General features: G+C 74.8%; 21 protein-coding genes. 14 read left to right on the top strand and 7 right to left on the bottom strand.

Features of this window, described 5'->3' with window-relative positions; translation table 11 throughout:
• Positions 1–28 precede the first annotated feature (28 nt).
• From IE99_RS0101180 to IE99_RS0101135, 10 genes are all read left to right on the top strand, one after another.
• The gene (locus IE99_RS0101180) at positions 29–622 is read left to right on the top strand and encodes a riboflavin synthase (protein WP_030144980.1); all 594 of its coding nucleotides are present in this window, start codon (positions 29–31) and stop codon (positions 620–622) included.
• The gene (gene pnuC / locus IE99_RS0101175; RefSeq protein ID WP_030144979.1) at positions 619–1,257 is read left to right on the top strand and encodes a nicotinamide riboside transporter PnuC; all 639 of its coding nucleotides are present in this window, start codon (positions 619–621) and stop codon (positions 1,255–1,257) included. Before IE99_RS0101180 ends, pnuC begins: the two co-directional genes overlap by 4 nt.
• A complete protein-coding gene (locus tag IE99_RS0101170) occupies positions 1,254–2,480 on the top strand; it encodes a bifunctional 3,4-dihydroxy-2-butanone-4-phosphate synthase/GTP cyclohydrolase II (RefSeq protein WP_030144978.1) in 1,227 nt (408 codons plus the stop codon). The genes pnuC and IE99_RS0101170 overlap by 4 nt, the downstream gene beginning before the upstream one ends.
• Complete coding sequence (gene ribH, locus IE99_RS0101165; protein ID WP_030144977.1) at positions 2,477–2,983, top strand: 6,7-dimethyl-8-ribityllumazine synthase; 507 nt, start codon at positions 2,477–2,479, stop codon at positions 2,981–2,983. Before IE99_RS0101170 ends, ribH begins: the two co-directional genes overlap by 4 nt.
• Before the next feature lie 242 nt (positions 2,984–3,225).
• Positions 3,226–4,101: an ATP phosphoribosyltransferase gene (hisG, locus tag IE99_RS0101160; protein WP_030144976.1), complete on the top strand. Its 876-nt coding sequence runs from the start codon at positions 3,226–3,228 to the stop codon at positions 4,099–4,101.
• Positions 4,094–4,540: a PH domain-containing protein gene (locus IE99_RS0101155; RefSeq protein ID WP_030144975.1), complete on the top strand. Its 447-nt coding sequence runs from the start codon at positions 4,094–4,096 to the stop codon at positions 4,538–4,540. Before hisG ends, IE99_RS0101155 begins: the two co-directional genes overlap by 8 nt.
• A 157-nt stretch (positions 4,541–4,697) precedes the next feature.
• Positions 4,698–5,588, top strand: a complete 891-nt coding sequence (locus IE99_RS0101150; RefSeq protein WP_030144974.1) for an AAA family ATPase — start codon at positions 4,698–4,700, stop codon at positions 5,586–5,588.
• Positions 5,589–5,592: 4 nt separating this feature from the next.
• Entirely contained in the window at positions 5,593–6,702 is a 1,110-nt protein-coding gene (locus tag IE99_RS0101145; RefSeq protein ID WP_030144973.1) for a vWA domain-containing protein, read from the top strand.
• Positions 6,683–7,816 (top strand): XdhC family protein, encoded by a 1,134-nt coding sequence (locus IE99_RS0101140; protein ID WP_030144972.1) that lies wholly within the window; start codon positions 6,683–6,685, stop codon positions 7,814–7,816. The genes IE99_RS0101145 and IE99_RS0101140 overlap by 20 nt, the downstream gene beginning before the upstream one ends.
• A 9-nt stretch (positions 7,817–7,825) precedes the next feature.
• Positions 7,826–8,416, top strand: coding sequence for a nucleotidyltransferase family protein (locus tag IE99_RS0101135; RefSeq protein ID WP_030144971.1), 591 nt, complete (start codon positions 7,826–7,828; stop codon positions 8,414–8,416).
• Between the two features lie 13 nt (positions 8,417–8,429).
• On the opposite strand, the gene IE99_RS0101130 is transcribed toward IE99_RS0101135, so the two are convergent.
• From IE99_RS0101130 to IE99_RS0101120, 3 genes are read right to left on the bottom strand one after another with little or no spacing between them, the layout of a single operon-like run.
• The gene (locus IE99_RS0101130; RefSeq protein WP_030144970.1) at positions 8,430–9,632 is read right to left on the bottom strand and encodes a DUF6986 family protein; all 1,203 of its coding nucleotides are present in this window, start codon (positions 9,630–9,632) and stop codon (positions 8,430–8,432) included.
• Positions 9,633–9,684: 52 nt separating this feature from the next.
• A complete protein-coding gene (locus IE99_RS28720; RefSeq protein ID WP_030144969.1) occupies positions 9,685–9,975 on the bottom strand; it encodes an aldose epimerase family protein in 291 nt (96 codons plus the stop codon).
• Between the two features lie 28 nt (positions 9,976–10,003).
• Positions 10,004–11,002, bottom strand: coding sequence for an oxamate carbamoyltransferase subunit AllH family protein (locus tag IE99_RS0101120; protein WP_030144968.1), 999 nt, complete (start codon positions 11,000–11,002; stop codon positions 10,004–10,006).
• A 218-nt stretch (positions 11,003–11,220) separates the two neighbouring features.
• Between IE99_RS0101120 and IE99_RS0101115 the strand changes: the two genes are divergently transcribed.
• A complete protein-coding gene (locus tag IE99_RS0101115) occupies positions 11,221–12,987 on the top strand; it encodes a PucR family transcriptional regulator (RefSeq protein ID WP_030144967.1) in 1,767 nt (588 codons plus the stop codon).
• Between the two features lie 159 nt (positions 12,988–13,146).
• A complete protein-coding gene (locus tag IE99_RS0101110) occupies positions 13,147–13,347 on the top strand; it encodes a hypothetical protein (protein WP_030144966.1) in 201 nt (66 codons plus the stop codon).
• A gap of 144 nt (positions 13,348–13,491) precedes the next feature.
• Here IE99_RS0101110 and IE99_RS0101105 read toward each other — a convergent pair whose 3' ends face one another.
• The 3 genes from IE99_RS0101105 to IE99_RS0101095 form a co-directional block, all read right to left on the bottom strand.
• The gene (locus IE99_RS0101105) at positions 13,492–14,340 is read right to left on the bottom strand and encodes a polysaccharide deacetylase family protein (protein ID WP_030144965.1); all 849 of its coding nucleotides are present in this window, start codon (positions 14,338–14,340) and stop codon (positions 13,492–13,494) included.
• A gap of 208 nt (positions 14,341–14,548) precedes the next feature.
• Positions 14,549–14,923 carry an FKBP-type peptidyl-prolyl cis-trans isomerase gene (locus IE99_RS0101100; protein WP_030144964.1) on the bottom strand — a complete coding sequence of 125 codons (375 nt, stop codon included), beginning with the start codon at positions 14,921–14,923 and terminating at the stop codon, positions 14,549–14,551.
• Positions 14,924–14,964: 41 nt separating this feature from the next.
• Positions 14,965–15,570 carry a uridine kinase family protein gene (locus tag IE99_RS0101095; protein WP_051711754.1) on the bottom strand — a complete coding sequence of 202 codons (606 nt, stop codon included), beginning with the start codon at positions 15,568–15,570 and terminating at the stop codon, positions 14,965–14,967.
• A 34-nt stretch (positions 15,571–15,604) separates the two neighbouring features.
• Between IE99_RS0101095 and IE99_RS0101090 the strand changes: the two genes are divergently transcribed.
• Positions 15,605–16,759: a CaiB/BaiF CoA transferase family protein gene (locus tag IE99_RS0101090; RefSeq protein ID WP_030144962.1), complete on the top strand. Its 1,155-nt coding sequence runs from the start codon at positions 15,605–15,607 to the stop codon at positions 16,757–16,759.
• Complete coding sequence (locus tag IE99_RS0101085; RefSeq protein WP_030144961.1) at positions 16,759–18,156, top strand: acyl-CoA synthetase; 1,398 nt, start codon at positions 16,759–16,761, stop codon at positions 18,154–18,156. Before IE99_RS0101090 ends, IE99_RS0101085 begins: the two co-directional genes overlap by 1 nt.
• On the opposite strand, the gene IE99_RS0101080 is transcribed toward IE99_RS0101085, so the two are convergent.
• Entirely contained in the window at positions 18,153–18,497 is a 345-nt protein-coding gene (locus IE99_RS0101080; RefSeq protein ID WP_030144960.1) for a hypothetical protein, read from the bottom strand. The two genes, IE99_RS0101085 and IE99_RS0101080, sit on opposite strands and share 4 nt — an antisense overlap.
• Positions 18,498–18,620: the final 123 nt, after the last annotated feature.

Raw genomic sequence — 18,620 nt, 5'->3', positions numbered from 1 at the left:
GGAGCCTTTCGAGTAGGAGGCCCGGGGAATGTTCACCGGCATCGTCGAGGAGCTCGGCGAGATCGTGGCGATCGAGTCCGCAGGCGACTCGGCCACCCTCACGATCCGCGGACCGGTCGTGACGCAGGACGCCGTGCACGGCGCGTCCATCGCGGTCAACGGGGTCTGTCTCACGGTCGTGGACGTCGCCGACGGGGTCTTCACCGCCGACGCCATCAAGGAGACGCTCGACAAGTCGAGCCTCGGCGCCCTCGAACCCGGCTCCCGGGTGAACCTGGAGCGGCCGGTCCGGCTGTCCGACCGCCTCGGCGGGCACCTCGTCCAGGGTCACGTCGACGGCGTCGGCGCGATCCTGTCCCGCGAGCCGGGGGAGCGGTGGGACGTCGTGACGATCTCCCTGCCGCCCGACCTGAGCCGCTATCTGGTCGACAAGGGCTCCATCACCGTCGACGGCATCAGCCTCACCGTGGTCGAGGCGAAGGACGACCGGTTCAGCGTCGCCCTCATCCCCACCACGCTCGCCCTCACGACCCTCGGCCACAAGAAGGCCGGCGACCCCGTGAACCTCGAAGTGGACATCGTCGGCAAGTACGTCGAGCGCATGTTCGGTGACCGGGCATGAACTGGCTCGGCGCCGGCTTCGAGGTCTTCGGGGAGCACATCCTCTGGACCGACCTCGTCGGCAACGTCCTGTCGCTCGCCGTCGTGTGGCTCGCGATGCGCAGGACCATCTGGACGTGGCCCGTCCAGCTCGCGGGCGCCCTGCTGCTGCTCGCCGCGTCGCTGCACGCCGCCGTCCCGGGCAACGCCCTCAAGCAGGTGCTCTTCCTCGCCCTCGCCGCCTACGGCTGGACGATGTGGACCCGCGGCCGCCGCGAGGAGCGGGGCCTGGCCGTCCGGGAGGCGACCGCCCGGGAGCGGATCGCCCTGCTCGCCGTGCTGGTGGTCGGGACGGCCGTCGTGGCGCAGCTGTTCACCCATCTGGACTGGCTCCAGGTGGCGTGGTCCCCGTGGGCGAACGCCTACATCTTCGTCGGCAGCGCGGTCGCGACGTTCGCGCAGAGCCGCGCCCTCGTCGACTTCTGGATCGTCTGGGTGCTCGTCGACCTGGTCGGCGTCCCCCTGGCGCTCAAGTCGGGCCTGTACGTGTCCGGCGCGGTCTACGGGATCTTCTTCGTCATGGTGCTGGCCGGTTTCCGCAACTGGCTCCGCGAGTCCCAGGCCGTCCCAACCCCCAGAAAGGCGGTGACCGCGTGAGCGGCAACGACAACGGGATCTTCGATTCGATCGAGTCGGCCGTCGCCGACATCGCGGCGGGCAGGCCCGTCGTGGTCGTGGACGACGAGGACCGCGAGAACGAGGGCGACATCATCTTCGCCGCGTCCAAGGCGACGCCGGAGCTGCTCGCGTTCACGATCCGCTACACCAGCGGCGTGATCTGCGTCCCGATGGAGGGCGCGGACCTCGACCGGCTGCAGATCCCCCTGATGACGGCGCAGAACACCGAGCGGATGCGCACCGCGTACACGATCAGCGTGGACGCCCGGCACGACGTCACCACCGGCATCTCCGCCGCCGACCGCGCGAGGACGATCCGGACGCTGTGCGACTCGGCGTCCGAGCCGCGCGACCTGGTGCGGCCCGGTCACATCTTCCCGCTGCGCTACCGCGAGGGCGGCGTGCTGCGGCGGCGCGGCCACACCGAGGCCGCCGTCGACCTCGCCCGGATGGCGGGGCTCACCCCCGCCGGCGTCCTCGCGGAGGTCGTCAACGACGACGGCACGATGGCCCGGCTGCCCGAGCTCCAGGTGTTCGCCAAGGAGCACGGCCTCAAGCTGATCTCCATCGAGCAGCTCGTCGAGTACCGGCGCCGCACCGAGGCGATGGTGACGCGGGTCGTCGAGACGCGGCTGCCGAACCGGTACGGGATGTGGCGCGCCGTCGGGTTCTCCAGCGCCATCGACGGCGGCGAGCACGTCGCCCTCGTCCTCGGCGATCTCGGCGACGGGGAGGACGTCCTCGTCCGGGCGCACTCCGAGTGCCTCACCGGCGACGTCCTGCACTCCGAGCGCTGCGACTGCGGCACCCAGCTCGACGCCGCCATGGAGCGCATCGCGCAAGAGGGCCGCGGCGTCGTCCTCTACCTGCGCGGCCACGAGGGGCGCGGCATCGGCCTGCTCGCGAAGCTCCGCGCCTACGCGCTGCAGGACAACGGCTCCGACACCGTGGACGCCAACCTGGAGCTCGGCCTGCCCGCCGACGCCCGCGAGTACTCCAACGCCGCCCACATGCTGCGGGAGCTCGGCGTCGGGTCGGTCCGGGTGCTCACCAACAACCCGCTGAAGCTCAAGGGCCTGGAGGGCTTCGGGCTGGAGGTGCGGGGCCGCGAGGCCATGCCGGTCGTCGTCACCGAGCACAACCGGCGCTACCTGACGGTCAAGCGCGACCGTCTCGGACACGAGATCGAGGGACTGGCATGAGCGGCGCCGGACGGCCCGAGGACACCACCGTCGACGCGTCCGGGCTCACGCTCGGCATCGTCTGCACCCGCTGGCACGGGCGGATCACCGACCGGCTGCTGGAGCGCGCCGAGGCCGCCGCGAAGGCGTGCGGCGTGGACGCGCCCGTCGTCGTCCGCGTCGCCGGCGCGCTGGAGCTGCCCGTCGTCGCGCAGCAGCTCGCCCGCGACCTCGACGCCGTGGTCTGCCTCGGCGCGGTGATCCGCGGCGAGACCGCGCACTTCGACCACGTGTGCGACTCCGTCACCGCCGGCGTGACCCGCATCGCGCTGGACGAGGCGACGCCCGTCGGCAACGGCGTCCTCACCTGCGACACCCTGGAGCAGGCCGTGGACCGCAGCGGCGTCCCCGGCGGGCACGAGGACAAGGGCTGGGAGGCGACGGTCGCGGCCCTCGACACCGCGCTGACCCTCCGCAACCTGCGCAAACCCGCCCAGGGGCAGCGGAGCGGCTTCCACCGATGACGGGGTCGGCCTGACCTCGCCGCGCGGACCGCGTAGGATCTGAACGGCGCCGGACGCGGTCCGCGCGCGGTCCGCGCGCGGCACGACGGAGCACGACAGGGATGAGGAGGCGACTGTGACCGCTACGGCACCGACCCCGCGAGGTCGCCGGCATCACGGTCACGCCGGGCACGGCCCGGAGCATCTGGGCTCCTGAGCGTCCCCGGACTTCCCGAACTCATCCCATCTGAAAGGGTCATTTCGTGCTGTCTCTCGTCCTGCCCAAGGGGTCCCTGGAGAAGGCGACCATGTCGCTGTTCGACGCCGCGGACCTCACCGTCCGGCGCACGTCCGACCGCGACTACCGCGCCTCCATCGACGACCCCCGCATCGACCGGGTCCGGGTCCTGCGCCCGCAGGAGATCCCGACCTACCTCGAGCAGGGCCTGTTCGACCTCGGCATCACCGGCCGCGACTGGATCACCGAGACCGACTCCGACGTGGTCAGCCTCGGGGAGCTGAAGTACTCCAAGGCCACCTCGAACCCCGTCCGCGTCATCATGGCGGTGCCGGTAGACGCGCCCTGGCAGACGGTGTCCGACCTGCCGGAGGGCGTGCGGATCTCCACCGAGTTCCCCGCCATGACCAAGCGGTTCCTCGACCGGCACGGCGTGAAGGCGAAGGTCGTCCCGTCCTACGGCGCGACCGAGGCGAAGGTGCCCGACATCGTGGACGTGATCGTCGACCTCACCGAGACCGGCTCGTCGCTCCGCAAGAACGGCCTGCGCATCCTCGACACCCTCCTGACCAGCTACACCGAGCTGGTCGCGAACCGCGAGGCCTACGAGGACCCCGACAAGCGCGCCGCCATGGAGGACGTCTCCCTCCTGCTGCAGGGCGCGATCCGCGCCCGCGGCAACGTCCTGCTCAAGCTGAACGTCGCGCAGGAGAACCTGCAGGGCGTCCTTGACATCATGCCGTCGATGTCCTCGCCCACGGTGACCTCGCTCGCGGGCGGCGCGTCCAACGCCGTCGAGTCCGTGGTGGCCAAGCGCGGCGTGAACACGCTCATCCCCGCCCTGAAGGCGGCGGGCGCCCACGACATCCTCGAGATCCCCATTTCGAAGATCGTTGACTGACACGCCCGCCCTGCCGACCGTGTGGCGCCCCCGCACCACCCGGCTCGTCGCCTACGCCACGGCGGGCGTGATCGTGCTCGGCATGATCGTGCTCGCCGTGGTGGTGGCGTCCACCTTCAAGCTGACCGACCGCCTGCTGATGGTGGCCTTCGGCCTGTTCATCGCGTGGATCCTGCACATGCTGGCGCGGTGCCGCGTCACCGCCGACGAGACGGGCCTCACGGTCGTGAACGCGTTCGCGACCCGCCGCCTCGAATGGCCCGAGGTCCTCGACGTCACGATGAGCGAGGGCGAGCCCTGGCCCACCCTCGACCTCGCCGACGGCACGTCCATCAGCGCCATGGGCATCAACGCCACCGAGAAGGCCCTCGCCGCCCGCCAGCTGGCCGAGCTCGAAGCCCTCCTCCACGCCAAGGGCGAGACCCCCGACCCCCACTGACCCGGCATGACGGCGCTCGCGTGCGGGCGGCGGGCGTCAGACGGCGGCCGCCAGGTGATCGTTCCGGCGCCCGGCAGGGCCGCGGCTCAGAGGCGGTCGAGGTCGAACCAGGCGCGAGGGCTGGGAGGGCGGCGCGCCGCTGAGTAGCCTGTGGGACGTGGGGCACACAGGGCTGAACGCCGCGTCTCCGGATGAACTGGCGGGTCTTCTCGAGCGGCATGCCTACCTCACCGACGACGGGCTCGCCACGGCGTGCTTCCTCGCGCTGCGGATGGGCCGCCCGCTGTTCCTGGAAGGGGAGGCGGGGGTCGGAAAGACCGAGCTGGCCAAGACCCTCGCGCGGGTGCTCGGGGCGCCGCTGATCCGCCTGCAGTGCCACGAGGGGCTGGACGCGTCGCAGGCCCTCTACGACTGGGACTTCCCGCGCCAGCTCCTGCACCTGCGGGCCGCCGAGGCGGCGGGCGTCGCGGACGTGGCGCGGCTGGAGGGGGAGCTGTACGACCGGCGGTTCCTGCTCGCGCGGCCCCTTCTCCAGGCTCTGGAGACGTCGCCGAGCGTCCTTCTGGTGGACGAGGTCGACCGCGCCGACGACGAGTTCGAGGCGTTCCTGCTCGAAGTGCTCTCCGACTTCACGATCACGGTGCCGGAGCTCGGGACGATCCGGGCCGAGGCGCCGCCCGTCGTCGTGGTCACGTCCAACCGCACCCGCGAGGTCCACGACGCGCTGAAGCGGCGGTGCCTGTACCACTGGCTGGAGCACCCGTCGTTCGAGCGGGAGGTCGCGATCATCCGGCGGCGGCTGCCGGACGCGGCGGAGCGGCTCGCCGGCCGGGTCGCCCGCGCGGCGCAGCGGCTCCGCGAGCGCGACCTGCTGAAACCTCCCGGGGTGGCCGAGACGATCGACTGGACGGAGGCGCTCGTCGCGCTCGGCGCCCGCGACCTGGATCCCGGGACGGCCGCCGTGACGCTGGGCGCGGTGCTCAAGTACCGCGAGGACCAGCAGCGCGTCCTGGCCGGCGGGCTCGACGCCCTCCTCGGCGGGGCATGAGCCGATGCGGGACGTCACCGAGACGATGGTCGGGTTCGCGCGGACCCTGCGGGCCGCGGGCGGCCCCGCCGACCCGCAGCGCGTGCAGACGATGCTGGAGGCCGTCGGCCACCTCGACGTCCTCGATCCCGGCGACGTGTACTGGGCGGGGCGGCTGGCGCTGTGCGCCGGCCCCGCCGACATCGAGCGGTACGACCGCTGCTTCGCCGCCTACTTCTCCGGCGCGACGCCTCGCCCGGGACGGAAGGCGCCGCCGGTCGTCGTGCGGCGCGCCGCCTCGCCCCGGCCCGGTGACGGGGAGGGCGGCGATGGCCGGGCGCTGCGTTCCGCCGCGTCCAGTACGGTCGAGGTCCTCCGTGACCGGGACGTCGGGCGGCTCACCGCCGCCGAGCGCGCCGAGGTGGCGCGGCTCATCGCGGTCCTGGACGCCGGTGCCGAGCACCGGCCGTCGCGCCGGTTCGCCCCCGCGCCGGGCGGGCGGATCGACCCCGCCCGCACCGTCCGGGAGACCCTGCGGCGCGGCGGAGAGATCGCGCCGCTGCGCCGGACCCGGCGCACCCGCCCCCGGCGGGTCGTGATCATCGTGGACGTCAGCGGCTCCATGTCGCCCTACGCCGACGCGCTGCTGCGGTTCGCGCACGCGGCCGCCCGCTCCGGCGGACGCGGCGTCGAGGTCTTCAGCGCCGGGACGCGCCTGACCCGCCTCACCCGCGAACTGCGGTTCCGCGACCCGGACGCGGCGATGGCGGCGGCGTCCGCGGCGATCCCCGACTGGAGCGGCGGCACCCGCCTCGGCGAGGAGCTGGAGGAGTTCCTCGACCGGTTCGGGCAGCGGGGTCTCGCGCGGGGCGCGATCGTGGTGGTCGCGTCCGACGGCTGGGAGCGCGGGGACGCCGCGCTGCTGGGGGAGCAGATGGCGCGGCTGCGCAGGCTCGCGCACCGGGTGATCTGGGCGAACCCGCACCGGGCGCGGCCCGGGTACGCGCCGCTGACGGCGGGGATGGCGGCGGCGCTGCCGCACGTCGACGACTTCACGTCCGGGCACAGCCTCGGTGCCCTGGCGGCCCTGGCGCACCTGATCAAGGGGAGGCCCCATGCGCGACGTCCTCGGTGACATCTCCGGCTGGTACGCGGAGGGCGAGACGTTCGGTCTCGCGACCGTCGTGCACACCTTCCGCAGCGCGCCGCGCCCGGCGGGCGCCGCGATGGCGGTGTCGCCGTCCGGAGAGGTGGCGGGCAGCGTGTCCGGCGGCTGCGTGGAAGGTGCCGTGTACGACCTCGCGCAGGCGGTGATGGCGAGCGGCGAGCCGGTGGTGCGGCGGTACGGGGTCGCCGACGACGACGCGTTCGCGGTCGGCCTGACCTGCGGCGGCGTCCTGGACGTCCTGGTCGAGCCGGTGTCGCCCGCGACGTTCCCCGAGTTCGCGGAGGTCGCCGCCGCGATCGAGGCGCACGAGCCGGTCGCCGTCGCGACGGTGCTGGACGGCCCGGGACGCCTCGGCGCCCGCCGCGTCATCTGGCCGGACCGCGCCGCCGGGAGCCTCGCCCCCGGCGAGGGGCACGCCGCCCGCCTGGACGCCGCCGTCGACGACGACGCGCGCGGCATGCTCGCGCAGGGGCTGACCGGTCGGCGCCGCTACGGCAGGGAGGGGGAGCGGCGGCTCGACGAGCTGACCGTGTTCGTTCATTCCTTCGCGCCGCCGCCGCGCCTGCTGGTGTTCGGAGCGATCGACTTCGCCGCCGCCGTCGCCCGCATAGGGAAGTTCCTCGGCTACCACGTGACGGTGTGCGACGCCCGGCCCGTCTTCGCGACCCCGAAGCGCTTCCCCGACGCCGACGAGGTCGTCGTGAGATGGCCGCACACCTATCTGGCCGATCCCGGCACGGTCATCGACGAGCGCACCGCCGTGTGCGTCCTCACCCACGACCCCAAGTTCGACGTCCCGCTGCTGGAGATCGCGCTCCGCACCCCCGCCGGATACGTGGGGGCGATGGGGTCCCGGCGCACGCATGACGACCGGCTGGCCCGTCTCCGCGAGGCGGGTCTCACCGATGCCGAGCTGGCGCGGCTGCGGTCCCCGATCGGGCTCGACCTCGGCGCCCGGACGCCGGAGGAGACCGCCGTGTCGATCGCGGCGGAGCTCGTCCAGCTGCGCTGGGGCGGGTCGGGCCGGCCGCTGACCGACACCACCGGCCGCATCCACGCCGACGCGGGGCGGGCGGGCTAACCTCGGGAGATGATGATGCGGCACGGGGACTCACCGGCGGGGCTGCTGCTCGCCGCCGGGGCGGGCCGCCGCCTGGGCGGCCCGAAGGCGCTGCTGGAGGTGGCCGGGGAGCGGTTCGTGGACCGCGGCGTCCGGACGCTCCGGGACGGCGGCTGCGCCCCGGTCCTCGTGGTGACGGGCGCCGCGCCGGTCGAGGTGATCGGCGCCGTGGTCGTCCCGAACCCGGACTGGCGGGACGGCATGGGGTCGTCGCTGCGCGCCGGCCTCGCCGCGCTGCCGCCCGGGTGCCCCGCCGTCGTCGTGGCGCTCGTCGATCAGCCGGGGGTGACGGCCGCCGCCGTGGGCCGCCTCGTCGCCGCCCACCGCGACGGCGCCTCGATCGCCGTGGCGGCGTACGGGGGCGCGCCGCGCAATCCCGTCCTGTTCGCCAAGGAGCATTTCGCCGCCGCCGCCGAGGCGGCCACCGGCGACAGGGGCGCCCGCGACCTCCTGCGCGCCCACCCGGAGCTCGTCACGCTCGTCGAGTGCGGGGACGTCGCGTCGCCGGACGACATCGACACCCCCGCCGACCTCATCGCCTACGAGAGCTTCGAGCCCTGACCCGCGCGGCGTCCTACCCGGCGGGCAGGACGCTCTCGTCCAGGGCGCCGCAGTCGACGCCGCGCCGGAGCCGGGCCGTGAGCGCGGCGACCGCGGGCGGCTCGGGCGCGGCGGTCCCCGCGTGCTCGCGCCAGGCGCGGACGCGGCCGATCACGTCGTCCACGCCGGTGAGGTGGTAGGCGTAGACGGCGGCGTACCGGGACGGCAGGTGCGCCGGGTGCAGGTCCCAGCCCTGGTAGAAGCCGTGCCGCAGCGAGTGCCGGACGTGCCCGGCATGGACCGCCCAGGCGGCGTTGACCTCGTCGGGGCCGTCGTTGCGGGGCATGACCTCGGTGCCGCCGTCCGCGAGCCGCACCCCTGTGCCCGCGAGGGAGACCTGGAGGGTGTGCCGGGCGAAGTCGCAGGACGGGTGGTCCAGGCGCCGCTCCTCCGGCGGCAGGCCGAGCGCGGCGGTGTAGGCGGGGACGCCGAAGTGCACGGCGGTGAGCCGGCCGGACGCGGCGGCGACGACGCCGGGCAGCGGGCAGCGGCCCTCCCCATCGATGATCATGTGGGGGGACTCCACCTGGATCTCGAACCGCAGGATGCCCGCGGGCAGGCCGAGCGCGGTCTCCAGGCGCTCCAGGTACTCGGTGAACAGGGGGACGTGCTCGTCCAGGACGTCCGGGAGCGCGATCGTGAACCCGCCGGGGAGCCGGCCGAGCCGGTCGCGCAGGGCGGTGAGGAACCCGTCGAGGGTGCGCATCGCGCGGTCGTGGCCGCCGCCGCCGAACGACTTGACCCGGACGCCCCAGTAGTGGGGGAGGGACTTCACCTGGTAGGCGGCGCCGACGGCCTCGACGACCTGCGCGATGTGCGCGTCCTCCTCGTCGTCGGAGCGGGTGCCGTACCCGTCCGCGAAGTCGATCCGGACGTCCTCCACCGGTTCGGCCGCGAGCTTGGCCGCGACCCGCTCCCGGACCGGCGCGGCGATCTCGGGGTCGAGGCCGAACGCGGCGCCGAACGACCCGGCGCCGGGCGTGTGGGTGTTGAGCAGCCGCAGCGCCTCGGCGCCGTAGTCGGCGGGCGTCGACCGGGAGAACCGGTCGGCCGGGACGTACACGGTGTGCACCGGCTGGCGGCCTTCGGCGGTCCCGGGGCGGCGCTCGGCATGCCGCTCGCGGACGGCGGCGATGCGCGCGGAAAGGTCGTCGAACGAGGAGACGCTGAGGTTCACCCCGCCATGATCCCCCAAGTGGCGGTGAAATGTGCGCCCGGTTCGAGGTGGATCAGGGCGCCGTCCGGACCAGGCCGTGGATCGCGCAGTCGCGGCCGGGTTCGGTGATGGCGAGGCGGTGCTCGCGCCCGCCGTACGCGTACCGGCCGCGGTCGACCCGGTTCGGCCACGGGATCAGCAGCTGCCCGTACGCGGCGGGGGCGGGCTCGTCGGCGCCGTGCGAGAGGATCAGCGGCCGGTCCCGGTGCGCCAGCTCCCGCAGGCTCGCCCCCGCCTCCGTGACGACGGCCCGGTACGGCCCGGCGGCGAGGGCGTGCTGCACTCCGGTGATCGGCTCGGTCATGTCCGGGACGTTACCCGTCCCGGGGCGGCTAGGCGGGCACGCGTCCCGCGCCGGGGCGGCGGGCCAGGGCGAGCGCCGCGCGGCACCCGGCGAGGACGCCCCAGGCCAGGTCGGCGCCCGAGGTGCGCCCGACGGCGAGCAGCCGCCGGGCGGCGGCGGAGGGCGCCTCGGACCCGGCGACGCCGCGCAGCACCGCGGCGACCTCCGCGCCCGCGCCGCCCGCCGCCGCGCAGTGCAGCAGGGTCGCGGCGGGCGCCGTCGTCCGGGTGCCGGCGTCGGCGGTGACGGCGGCGCCGAGCCAGTCCGCGAGCCACCGGGCGGTGTCCCCGCCGCCGCGCACCGCGCCGCCGACGTGCCGCAGCGCGAGCAGCAGCCCCGCGAGGACGTCGTCGCCGCTCGGGGTGAGGCCGGGGCCGAGGCCGACGATCCGCTCGGCCGCCTCCACGGCGCCCGCGAGGTCGCCGGCGGCGCACCGGTCGGCGAGCAGCAGCGGGTCGGGGTGCCCGGCGAGGCCGCCGCCGGTCATCCCGGCCGCGGTGAGCGCGGTCTCCAGCGCCCGGACGCCCCGCGCCAGCACGGCGGGCGGCAGCGGGCCGAGCGCGGGCCGCGGGTCCCACCAGCGGCGGATCCGGACGTGCAGCCCGCCGATGTCGGCCCTTCCCTCGCCGAGCGCCGCGTCCGCGCCCTCCCGCACGTCCTGGAACGGGCGGTCCCGGCGCGGCGCCGCGATCACCACCGCGTTCGGCGGCCGTCCCGCGTCGGAGGCGACGAGGGCGAGGACGCGGGGCTCGGGGCCGCCGCGCGCCTCCACGAGGACGGCGGACGGGAACACGGCGGCGACCCGGGCCGGGCGGCGCGGGGGCTCGAGCAGCGGGCGCAGCGCGAGGCTCGCCGCCCCGGCGATGGCCGGTACGGCCGGTGGGGCCGCGCCGATGGTCGGTGGGGCGGCGCCGACGGCGGCCCGGGGGGCCGTGGCGGGGAGCGGCCGGCCGGGGGGCGCCGGGGTGTCGCGGACGAGCGGGGTCACTGATCCTCCCGGGACCGGCGTCGGGGAGCCGTGTGCGTGCGCGCGCGGAGGTACCGGTCCCTGCGGCGACCGTAGAACGGGCGCCGCGGCGGACGTATGGGGAAAGCTGCCAAAGGACGGTTGTCAGCGTTGGCCTTTGTTGTCAGTGTTGATCAGGACCCGGTAGCGATCACGCCGGTACGGGCGATGTACGCACCAAAGGCGAGGTGACCCCTGGCATGAGTTACATCAGCGCGGACCCGGGCCTACCGGCCCTCCGGCTCGCGAGTACCGGAACACTGACCTACGGCCTCTCGGTCGGCGAGGTCCTCGGCGTCTCCACCCTGCACGGCGCGCGGCTCATCGCGGGCCGGGCCGGGCTGGACCGGATCGTCCAGCGGCTCAACGTGATGGAGGTCCCCGACATCCTGTCGTGGGTCAAACCGAACGAGCTGCTGCTGACGACCGGCTACCCGCTGCGGAACACCCCGCAGTCGCTCGGCGGCCTGGTCGCCGACCTCGACGAGCGCGGGGTGGCCGCCCTGGCGATCAAGCTGGGCCGCTATCTGGACGCGCCGCCCGCCGAGATGATCGCGCAGGCCGACCGGCGCGGCTTCCCGCTCATCCTGCTGCCGGACGACGTCGGCTTCGACGACATCCTGAACCAGGTCCTGACCGACATCCTGAACCGGCAGGCGGCCGTGCTCGCCCGCACCGAGGAGGTGCACCGGGCGCTCGTGCAGATCGTGCTGTGCGGCGGCGGCCTCCAGGAGGTCGTGGACGAGCTGGCGGCGCTGCTCGACGTCACGGTCGCGGTGCAGGACGGGGAGCGGAGGGTGCTCGCCGCCGCCGGACCGGAGGAGCACGTCCGGGCGCTGCGCGCGTCCGGCGGGGCGCCCGGCGCCGGGAACCACCTGGCCGTGCCGGTGATGGCGGGCGGCTTCGACCACGGCCGGATCATCGCGGTCAGCCCCGGCGGCACGCTGCGCGGCACCGACCTCGGCATCCTGGAGCGGGCCGCGACCGTCGCCGCACTGGTGGTGACGAAGCAGCAGGCCGTCGCGGCAGTGGAGAGCAAGTACCGGGCCGACTTCCTGCGCGACATCCTCGCCGGCCGCGCCGGCGGCGACGACCGCGTCGTCGCGCACTGCGACGGGTTCGGCTGGAACCTCGACCGCCCCGTGATGGTGGTCGTCGCGGAACTGGACGGACGTCCCCGCGCCGCCGACGCCAAACAGGCCGCCCAGGACGCCAGGCGCGACGGCGAGCGCGGCGAGCGCGGGGCGCGCGGCGGGCGCGGCGCCGACGAGCGGTCCGCCCAGGAGCGCCTCGCCGCCGCGTGGACGGCCGCCGTCCGGCGGCACGACCCGGGCGCCGCCGTGGTGAGCTTCGCGCACGAGGTCGTCGCCGTCATCGGCGCCGAGCCCCCGGCGGGGGACGCGGCCGTCCCGCCGCCGCGCCCGTCGCCCGATCCCGACCAGCCCCCGGGGCTGCCGCCGGGGCCGGTGCAGGCGATGATCAGGGAGGCGGGGGCGGTGTTCGCCGAGCACGTCCCGTCCCGCCGGACGTTCTCCACCGGCATCAGCCGCACCGTGGCGTCGCCCGCGGCGCTGCCCGAGGCGTACGAGCAGGCGGTGAAGGCCGTGCGGGTGGGGCGGCAGCTGCACGGCGACGGTGCCCGCGCGCACTTCGACCAGCTCGGCGTGTACCGGCTGCTGAGCCTGGTGTCGGATCCGGAGGAGCTGCACGCGTTCGTCCGGGAGACGCTCGGGGCGCTCGCCTCCGACGACGAGCCCGAGCTGCTCGACCTGCGCCGCACCCTCCAGGTGCTGCTGGAGACGAACCTCAACGTGGCGGAGACCGCGCGGCGCCTCCACTTCCACTACAACACCCTCCGCTACCGGATCGGGAAGCTCGAGCGGATGCTCGGCGCGTTCACCGAGGACGCGCATCTGCGGCTCAACCTCACCCTCGCCCTGCACGTTCTTCGGATGAGGGGGATATGAGCGGCCGCCGGTTCCACCGGTAGGGTCTCCCGCGCACGATCATCACGGCAGGGAGGGCCCCATGGGACTCGGCTGGAGGCTGCACGGCGACGGCGGGACGCCGCCGCCGGGCGAGGTGGTCCGCCGGTCGCGGCCGGGATCATCCTCGCGATCGGGAACGTGACGCTGCGGGTCACCGACGACTTCCCGCTTCAGGGCATCACGATCGCCGTCCTGGTCGGCTACCACGTCCTGAACGGGGTGTCGCGGTCCGCGCGCGGGCCGGAGGAGACCGGCGGCGGGATAATCGCGCCGCGGGAACGGGAGATCGGCGGGCCGGTGCGGCGGCAGACCGGCGAGCCCGGCGACCGGACCGCCTGAGCCGGCGTGGATGCCGGCGGGGCCGCTCAGGGAGCGGTGCGAACCACGGCCCCGCCGACGTCCCGAACCTAGCGCCGGACGGGCCCGCCGGGCCGCTGATCAGGGAATCCTCCCGGAAGGTCGCCTTTGGTGCGGACGGCCCGCTCAGGCGGGCTTGCCGGGCTTGTCGGGCGCGTTGCCGCCGAGTGCCCTCGGCAGGTAGTTCTCCACCGCCGCCGGGCGGAACCCCTGCTGCCTGATCCAGCCCAGGATCGTCTTGAACTGCTCGGCGAGCCCCTTGCGGTAGTGCATCAGGACGATGTCGCCCGGCTGGAAGTTCTTGCCCGACCCGTCCCCGCGCGCGAACCCGTTGAACCCGACGCCCGGCCCGGACGTCCCGTTGTAGAACTCCGTGTTCCACATCAGGAACGACTTGATGCCGCAGTCCCTCGCCACCTGGCGGGTCGTGTCGTTGAAGCTGCCGAACGGCGGCCGGAAGATCTGCGGCCGGTACCCGTACTGCTTCGCGATCTCGTCGGACGCGCCGCAGATCTGCCGCTTCTGCCCCTCCGGCGGCAGGGTGACCATGTTCGGGTGCGACACCGTGTGGTTCTCCATCTTGGAGCCCGCGTTGCGCAGCGCCCAGAAGTACTGCCCGTTGCCCTTGATGTAGGTGGACGTCAGGAACGTCAGGATCGGGACCCTCTCCTTGCGGACGAGGTTCACGAACTCGGCGTCGTAGGTGTAGCCGTCGTCGATGGTGAGGAACACGACCCTGTCCTGGGTCTGGATGTTCCGGACGACGGGCGGAAGGCCGTCCGGGGACGGCTGAGGCGGCGTCCAGGAGCCGGGCTTCGGCGCCGGCCATGTCGTGTCGGCGAGCACCGCGCTGAGCTCGCCGCGCAGGGGCGCCTCGGTGCCGCCCGCCTGGGCCCGCAGGACGGGCCAGCCGCCCGCGGCCACGCCGAGCGCTCCGGCGGCCACCATGGCGATCACGGGCGTCTTCCCTCGCATCGGCCGCGTTCTCCGTTTCGTTCGGGGGGATGGAGATGGGTGTCCGCATCGGTTGACGCGCGATCACCTGCGGGAGTTCGCGCGCCTCACCGTACCTAACGGACATCTTCCCGAAACGCGTGGCGCTTTCGACCGGGTGCGGTTCCGGGGGGGAGAACCGGCGGGCGGCCCCCGCGTGCGCGGAGGCCGCCCGGTACGTCCGCGGGTCCTACTTCACGTCGACGAGGTCGACGACGAAGATCAGGGTCTCGCCCGGCTTGATGGCCGGGCTGGGGCTGCGGTCGCCGTAGGCGAGGTGCGGCGGGATGACGAGCTTGCGCCGCCCGCCGACCTTCATGCCGACGATCCCCATGTCCCAGCCCTTGATGACGCGGCCGGTACCGAGCGGGAAGTCGAGCGTGCTCCCGCGGTTCCAGGACGCGTCGAACTCCTCCCCGGTCGACCAGGACACGCCGACGTAGTGCATGGAGACGGTCGAGCCCTTGGTGGCCTCCGCGCCGTCGCCCTGCTGGATGTCGGTGATGTCGAGGTGCGCCGGTGGCCGGCCCTCGGGGAAGTCGATCTCGGGGCGTTCAAGCGCCATGAACGGGCTCCAGGTCGTGGATGGAATCGGTCGAACGCGACTCAGCCTAACGGCAGGGTGTCGCCGCCGCCGAGCGCCGCCCCGTCCACCGCTCCGTCGACCGCCAGGTCCGCGCGGGACCGCGTCCCGTCCGCCGCGAACAGGGCGGCCTCGCGCGCCGACCACGCGTCCCAGGCGCCCGCGTACTCGGCGCCGTCGCGCTCCAGGGCGCGCCGGCGGCGGAGGGCGCGCGGGGCGTCCACCCAGATCCGGAACGCGGCGGGCGACCCCGCCCACGACGCGCCCACGCCCTCCACCACCAGCACCGCGACGGGCGGGATCTCCTCTTCCTCCCCGTACCGGTCACGACGCCAGTCGTATCGCCGCACAACCGCCGGACGGCCCGCGCGGAGGGGGGCGAGAACGGCCGCGAGAAAGGGGTCCCACCAGGTCAGCGGGTCGGCGTCCCAGGGGACGCGGAAGTCGTCCGACCGCACCACCGGCGCCCCGCCGAGCGCGTCCGCGAGCCGGTCGGCGAACGTCGACTTGCCGGCGCCGGACGGCCCGTCCACCGCCACGAGCCGCACCGCCCCGCAGGACGGCGGCAGCGCGCGCAGCCGCTCGGCGAGCGCGGGGTAGGTCGTCGGGGCGCCGGACACGGACGGCATACTGCCAGTCGACCACCCCCGAAGGAGGACGCCGTTGCCCGGACCGCTCGAAGGCGTCGTGATCGTCGACCTCAGCCGGGTCGTCGCCGGGCCGCACGCGACCCAGGCGCTCGCCGACCTCGGCGCTCGGGTGATCAAGGTGGAGCGGCCCGGCACCGGGGACGAGACGCGCGGCTGGGGGCCGCCGTTCGCGGACGGCGTCAGCACCTACTACCTGTCGATCAACCGGAACAAGGAGTCGGTCGCCCTCGACCTCAAGTCGGACGAGGGCAGGGCGACCCTTGAGCGGCTCGTCCGGCACGCCGACGTCCTGGTGGAGAACTTCCGCACCGGCGTCATGGACCGGCTCGGGCTCCCGGTGGCGCGGCTGCACGAGCTGAACCCGCGCCTGGTCGTCCTGTCGATCACCGGGTTCGGGCACGACGGGCCGGAGGGCGGCCGTCCGGGCTACGACGCGATCGTGCAGGGCGAGGCGGGGATCATGAGCGTCACCGGTCCGCCGGGCACGCCCAGCAAGGTCGGCCTGTCGATCGCCGACATCCTCGCCGCGCAGAACGGCGTCGCCGGCGTCCTCGCCGCGCTGTACGAGCGGGCGCGGACCGGGCGCGGGACGGTCGTCCGCACGTCGCTGCTGGCGTCGGTCGTCGGCGCCCACATGTTCCAGGGGACGCGGTGGACGGTCGCGAAGGACGTCCCCGAGTCCGTCGGGAACGACCACCCGTCCATCGCCCCGTACGGGACGTTCCGCTGCGCCGACGGCCAGATCCAGATCGGCGTCGCGAACCAGGGCCTGTGGCGCACGTTCGCGCCGCTCGTCGGCCTCGACCCCGACGACCCCCGCTACGCCACCGTGCCCGACCGCGCCGCGCGCCGCGCCGAACTGACCGCCGCGGTCGAGGCCGCCCTCGCGGACGGCACCCGCGCCGAGTGGCTGAAGCGCCTCGACGACGCGGGCGTCCCCGCCGGTTCGATCCGCTCCATCGACGAGGTCTACGAATGGGACCAGACCCGCTCCCAGGGCCTGGTCATCGAGGTCGACCACCCGGTGCTCGGCCCGATCGAGCTGCCCGGGCCGCCGCTGCGCTTCGACGGCGCCGAACCCCGCGCCCACACCGCGCCGCCGCTGCTGGGCGAGCATAACGACACGGTCATGGCCTGGCTCGACGAGCTCGAGGAGAGGGACGCGTGATGGACGATCTGTTCGGCGCCGAGGGCGGCTCCCTGCGCATCGACGGCCGTGAGCTCTCCCGCGACGAACTGCTCGGCCGGGCCTCGGCCGTCGCCGCCGAGATCGCGGGCGCGGGCACCGTCGCGGTGCACGCCACCGCGTCCGCCGAGACGGTCGTCGCGGTCGTCGGCGGGCTCCTCGCGGGTGTCCCGGTCGTCCCCCTGCCGCCCGATTCGGGTCCGGACGAACGCGCCCACATCCTCGGCGACTCGGGATCGGCCCTGCTCCTCGGCGCGCGCGGCGCGGCCCCCGACGGCGGCCCGCCGTTCGTCCCGGTCGACGCGCTGCCGCAGGGCTCCGCGGCCGCCCCCGCCCCGGTCGCGCCCGGCGCCACCGCGCTGATCCTCTACACCAGTGGCACGACCGGCCCCCCGAAGGGCGTGCCGATCTCGCGCGGCGCGGTCGCCGCCGGCCTCGACGCCCTCGCTGAGGCGTGGGAGTGGACGGCCGGCGACGTCCTCGTCCACGGGCTGCCGATGTTCCACGTGCACGGGCTCGTCCTCGGGGTGCTGGGGCCGCTGCGGGCCGGGTCGCCGCTCGTCCACACCGGGCGTCCCCGCCCCGACCGGTACGCCGCCGCCGCGCGCGACGACGGCGGCAGCCTGTTCTTCGGCGTCCCCACCGTCTGGTCGCGGATGGCGGACGACCCCGCGTCCGCCGAGGCGCTGCGGGGCGCGCGGCTGCTGGTGTCCGGAAGCGCCCCGCTGCCCGTCCCCGTCTTCGAGCGGCTGCACGCGCTGACCGGGCACCGGCCCGTCGAGCGGTACGGGATGACGGAGACGCTCATCACCGTCAGCGCCCGCGCGTCCGGCGACCGCCGCCCCGGCTGCGTCGGCACCCCGCTGCCGGGCGTCGGGACGCGGCTCGCCGCGGAGGACGGCGCGCCCGTCGCGCGCGACGGCGAGACCCCCGGCGAGCTGCACGTCCGGGCTCCGTTCCTCTTCACGGGCTACCTGAACCGGCCCGAGGCGACCGCGGCGGCGTTCACCCCGGACGGCTGGTTCCGCACGGGCGACATCGCCGCGATCGCCCCGGACGGCCGGCACCGCATCGTGGGCCGCGCGTCCACGGACCTCATCAAGAGCGGCGGCTACCGCATCGGCGCGGGCGAGATCGAGGACGCGCTGCTCGGCCACCCCGCCGTCCGGGAGGCGGCCGTCCTCGGCACCCCGCACGCCGATCTCGGCGAGCAGGTCACCGCGTTCGTCGTCGCCGACGGCGTCACGGAGGGCGACCTCATCGCGTTCGTCGCCGAGCGGCTCTCCGCCCACAAGCGCCCCCGCGCCGTCCGGTTCGTGGAGGAACTGCCGCGCAACGCCATGGGCAAGGTCGTCAAGCCCCTGCTGCGCGACCTCTAGAGCTTCAGCGGGACCCGCAGCGTCGTCACCGTCCCGGACGTCGTCGTCTCGACGCGGCCGCGGAGCCGCCGCGCCGGGGCGCTGGGCGCCGCGTGCCCCGGAGGCGCCTGGAACGTGCAGACCAGCGCCTCCGCCAGCGGCCACACCCGGACGACCGTGCCGGCCGCGCCGGTCCGCGCGAGCGCGGTCGCCACCTCCCCGGCCGCGATGACGAGCAGTGCCGCGCGGTTGCCGAGGACGCCGTGCCGCGCCGCCTCCGCCGCGACGAACCCGCACACCGCGGGCGGGTCGGTGCCCGCCTCCAGGGCGGGCGTCCCGGGCGGCGGCTGCGGTGCCTCCATGCGGCTCCGTTCCTCCGATGCTGCGTACGTGTCCATGCAGCGAGCGAAGCTACCCACGGTGACGCCGGCGCAACCATCGGATCCCGGTGTGACACCTGTCATGCGCGGGACATGACGGCCGCC

This window comes from Spirillospora albida (assembly GCF_000718255.1).
GTDB classification, from domain to species: Bacteria; Actinomycetota; Actinomycetes; order Streptosporangiales; family Streptosporangiaceae; genus Spirillospora; species Spirillospora albida.
Note: the sequence above shows the minus strand (reverse complement) of the source record. Positions and strands in the feature narration are given on the sequence as shown.

Bases quoted from the DNA above. Each gene is read 5' to 3' on its own strand.
- IE99_RS0101135 (WP_030144971.1), top strand. From the start codon at position 7,826: ATGATGATGCGGCACGGGGACTCACCGGCGGGGCTGCTGCTCGCCGCC.
- pnuC (WP_030144979.1), top strand. From the start codon at position 619: ATGAACTGGCTCGGCGCCGGCTTCGAGGTCTTCGGGGAGCACATCCTC.
- ribH (WP_030144977.1), top strand. From the start codon at position 2,477: ATGAGCGGCGCCGGACGGCCCGAGGACACCACCGTCGACGCGTCCGGG.
- IE99_RS28720 (WP_030144969.1), bottom strand. From the start codon at position 9,975: ATGACCGAGCCGATCACCGGAGTGCAGCACGCCCTCGCCGCCGGGCCG.
- IE99_RS0101080 (WP_030144960.1), bottom strand. From the start codon at position 18,497: ATGGAGGCACCGCAGCCGCCGCCCGGGACGCCCGCCCTGGAGGCGGGC.
- IE99_RS0101140 (WP_030144972.1), top strand. From the start codon at position 6,683: ATGCGCGACGTCCTCGGTGACATCTCCGGCTGGTACGCGGAGGGCGAG.
- IE99_RS0101145 (WP_030144973.1), top strand. From the start codon at position 5,593: ATGCGGGACGTCACCGAGACGATGGTCGGGTTCGCGCGGACCCTGCGG.
- IE99_RS0101085 (WP_030144961.1), top strand. From the start codon at position 16,759: ATGGACGATCTGTTCGGCGCCGAGGGCGGCTCCCTGCGCATCGACGGC.
- IE99_RS0101180 (WP_030144980.1), top strand. From the start codon at position 29: ATGTTCACCGGCATCGTCGAGGAGCTCGGCGAGATCGTGGCGATCGAG.
- IE99_RS0101095 (WP_051711754.1), bottom strand. From the start codon at position 15,570: ATGCCGTCCGTGTCCGGCGCCCCGACGACCTACCCCGCGCTCGCCGAG.
- IE99_RS0101115 (WP_030144967.1), top strand. From the start codon at position 11,221: ATGAGTTACATCAGCGCGGACCCGGGCCTACCGGCCCTCCGGCTCGCG.
- IE99_RS0101100 (WP_030144964.1), bottom strand. From the start codon at position 14,923: ATGGCGCTTGAACGCCCCGAGATCGACTTCCCCGAGGGCCGGCCACCG.
- IE99_RS0101105 (WP_030144965.1), bottom strand. From the start codon at position 14,340: ATGCGAGGGAAGACGCCCGTGATCGCCATGGTGGCCGCCGGAGCGCTC.